The sequence below is a fragment of the Desulforegula conservatrix Mb1Pa genome, assembly GCF_000426225.1.
Taxonomy (GTDB): domain Bacteria; phylum Desulfobacterota; class Desulfobacteria; order Desulfobacterales; family Desulforegulaceae; genus Desulforegula; species Desulforegula conservatrix.
The window spans coordinates 1-3,507 of sequence record NZ_AUEY01000139.1 but is presented as its reverse complement, the minus strand read 5'-3'; the positions used below and the strand labels follow the sequence as shown (position 1 = coordinate 3,507).

The following is a 3,507-nucleotide window of genomic DNA, read 5'->3' as shown; positions in this document are numbered from 1 at the left end:
TGAGACACAGAGGTCAAAATTATATAAGGATTTGTTGATAGGATTTTCACTTATATTTTCAGAAAATCTGTCCAATCAAAACCGACCACTTATCTGTTCCTGGTCTGTCAGTTGTGCTGGCATGTTTGAAATATATACAGGTGCTGATTCAAGTTTTATGTTGTTCCTGATAGCCCATGCAGTAAACCTCCTTGTAAGCCCGTTGTTGCCCTCTCCTGCGATATAGACAACTGCCCCCGCTTTAACACTGCTTCCATAAAAGTCTGTCCCTGTGGCGATCCTGCAAGCCCAATCAACCGCAAGAAAACTTTTGCCGCTCCCAGGGTCTCCAATCGCAAGATTCATTGAACCTTCTTCAATATATCCCTTAATCAACCAAGAGATGTTCCTGAGCTTTATTTCTCCGAATCTGACAAGCTGGAATTTCCCTCGCGGCTGTTGCTTCTGGTTTATCACCTTTTCAACCTGAATCTTTACCGCCTCGATCCCTTCAAGTTTCATCAGATCGTTGAAATCGGTGTCTTTGTCTCCTCGTTCGCCAGAGAAGGAAGGAACAGCAAGCAGCCCATTCACAGCTCTTGCGGCTTCTGTTGCCTTGGTAATGCCCGGATTACCTTCTGTTCTGTGGTCATCATCCGAGCATATAATGATTTGAATTTCAGGATATTTCGCCCTTAACACCCTTGCCACCGCTCCCAGATTTCCGGCATCGAATGCACAAGCCACCGCCTGCCCTGTAGCCTCGTGAATTGTCGCGCTTGTTGCAAAGCCTTCAGCAAGAAGAATCTTTCCTTTTGGCTTTCCTATGACGAAATAATGCCCTTTCTTTGCCGTGTCCGGTGCGAACATCTTTGAACCGTCTGGTTTAATGATCTGGTGTCCGTGAATCTTGCCATCAGGGCCATAAACAAAAACAATCAGATTGCCGTTATCATCCTGTTTTGCGCCATGTGGTGAAATCTTCTTTTCTTTCAGATAAGCATGGTCAGGACTTGCAAGGGGAAGAGTTAAAAACAGTTCTGTTGAAAGCCTGCTGCGTTCCTCCTGTGCCGCCGAAAGTATCAATGCGGCTTCTTCCTGAGCCTGTCTTATTTGCTCCTGAAAGGCCTTTTTCTCTTCTGGCGTTCTTGCTGCTCTTATCTGCCAGCTTCCTTTTATTTGCTGTCTCATACATCCGAAAACAGCCCCCTCACCATCAGGATAAATTTTGATATACCCTGATCTATCCCCGGTCTTTCCATTGGTTGAAAATCTTGAAAACTTCCCTGGTATCAGCTTATCAGGTGTTATAAGTGATCCGGGAATCTGTCTTGTTAAGGCTTCAATGATATTTTTGGAATCAAATGGAATCATACACCCCCTTAAACAATAGTTCCGTTAATGAGTGCCATGATGTCCTCGACGCGCCACGCTGTGCATCTTTCTGAAATTTTTAGAGGCTTTGGAAATCGTCCAGTTTTAACCCCAGCCCAAAAAGTGCTTTTTGAAACAGGCACTATTGCAGGGATGCCCTTTTTTTTATTGCCTATTATTTGTTCGAGTCTGAGTAGTCCGGTCTGAGGTAATGAGTTTTTCAATATATCGCTCTCCATTGTGGGTTCAGGGCAACCAGAGATTGATTGCCCGGTTCGTTAATGTCTGATGCGATATTAAGAGGTGAGATTAGGTTTGTATAAGGCGAAGAAAAAAAATTCTTGGAAAAAAATCGCCTTATTTTGTTTCTTTTTCTGGCGGGAATAGGCGTTTTATCATTGCTGGCCAATCAGATACAGGCCACAAACCCGGAGCAAAAGCAGAACAAAAAACTAAGAATTTTCCTTTATACATTTCGGCATGGTTGTCCCAATATACGCTTGGTTTTTTTTTAGTTACGCGCCGATAAAACCCGCCAATTAATTTGAATAGCATGTCTTGAAGGGTAACATGATCTTCTTCATTTTTTATGTTTGCATATTTTTCTTTCAACTCTTTAGTGAGCTTAATAAAATCAACAATATTATGCTCCCCTGTTCTAAATAAAGTTGAATACTCAAACCACTTTTCCGTCGGCTTCATTAATCCAATTCTTGGTTGAAAGCCTGTATCTATAACAAATTCTTCAATTGCTTCTATGAAATTCTCTCCTAAATTTGCAATACGCTCTAACTTTTTAGCTGTATCAGAAGGTCTTGAATTCCTATACTCTTCAGGCATGAGTCTCGCTGCAAGACCATAAAGTTCTGAGATCCTCATTACCTCCACTATTGTTGCGATAGCATCTTCATCTATGATTTCTTGACCAATTGCTCTTTCAAATGCAGCAAGTTTACCCATAAATATTTTTTGCCATACCTTGCTCCAGCGAAAATACTCAAAAAATAGGTCAAGGTTTAGGCCGCCTGTCTCCTTATCGCTAAGCGATATTTCTATGCCTTGTTTTTTTTTGTATTCAACGAATTCCGGCCAATCGTTATTCTCTCCCTTTAAATATTCTTTACGTTTTTCTTTATCTACTTTTGGAAAGCAATTCATCCGCGCCTCCTGTTGCGCCCTGAATTTTTATGCGGGAAACTGCATCAGGAAATACAGCTTTCAGCCCGTCGGCCTATCCCGCAAATTTTTGAGTTTCCTGGTTGCGCCCCTATACACAAGGAAACTATGCAACTTTTTAAGTTAAGTTGTTGATATTTTTATAAATATCTTATTATTGCAAGAAAACATCCGTGCAACCTTCAATAAAATCAATGAGTTATCCATATTAACACAGAGTCAGTAAACTCATAAGGAAACTTTTGGTAAACTGCTTGTAAACCACCTGGGAAACTTCCATGCAACCGGACAAGAAACTTTAAAAAACGTCCTTTTTCCCTTATGGCGTCCTTTTGCTATTAAACGCCATTTTTAATGGTATCTAAAAGCTTTTCGAGTACATTTCCAAAGAGAAAACTTTTTTGCCGGACACTCAAAAAGACTGACTTTGCCCGGAGAGATAAGGTGGTTGTGAAAGTCTATAATCAACTTGTAGTGCAACGTCATACATCACCTCATAGACTGCCTCCTCAAACCCTCGAAAGTAAGAAATTTCATTGATAAAATTTTTTTCACCATGAGCAATGCTGTTGCGTCTAATCACCAAGGTACGAAGTTTGGCATCATTTTTTTCTGCAATACTCGTATCTAAGTCAGCAGTCTTGAATAGATCTATCAATACATCTGGCCACAGATTGGATTTGGTGTCGACATCCGGAAAATTTGGGTTGCTTGAGAGATGATCAATCTGGAACTTTTCAATTTTGGTCAACATGGCATCATATGGTAGACTCCTAATAGATCTCAGAGCGTCCTTTAGGGCAAATACTCTAGTGTTTGATGGTAAATGTTCGCATTTCCCTGCAGCTTTTGCGGCCTCGTCATAAAAGACCGTTAAAGTGTTTTTTGATCAACGACAGTTATAAATCCCCCCTGACGACAATTAGAATTCCCGCTTAATGCAAACCCGGTTATCCAATGTTGTGATATGGAGGATCA

General features: G+C 41.0%; 3 protein-coding genes and 1 pseudogene. All 4 read right to left on the bottom strand.

Annotated features, from left to right (window positions below):
• Positions 1 to 75 precede the first annotated feature (75 nt).
• Positions 76 to 1,353, bottom strand: coding sequence for an AAA family ATPase (locus K245_RS27045; RefSeq protein WP_051284509.1), 1,278 nt, complete (start codon positions 1,351 to 1,353; stop codon positions 76 to 78).
• A gap of 8 nt (positions 1,354 to 1,361) precedes the next feature.
• Positions 1,362 to 1,577 carry a helix-turn-helix transcriptional regulator gene (locus K245_RS0120940; protein WP_198013955.1) on the bottom strand — a complete coding sequence of 72 codons (216 nt, stop codon included), beginning with the start codon at positions 1,575 to 1,577 and terminating at the stop codon, positions 1,362 to 1,364.
• A gap of 133 nt (positions 1,578 to 1,710) precedes the next feature.
• Entirely contained in the window at positions 1,711 to 2,511 is an 801-nt protein-coding gene (locus K245_RS0120935; RefSeq protein ID WP_027360733.1) for a hypothetical protein, read from the bottom strand.
• Positions 2,512 to 2,941: 430 nt separating this feature from the next.
• A pseudogene (locus tag K245_RS25795) lies at positions 2,942 to 3,403 on the bottom strand (MAE_28990/MAE_18760 family HEPN-like nuclease); the annotation flags it as partial.
• Positions 3,404 to 3,507 lie beyond the last annotated feature (104 nt).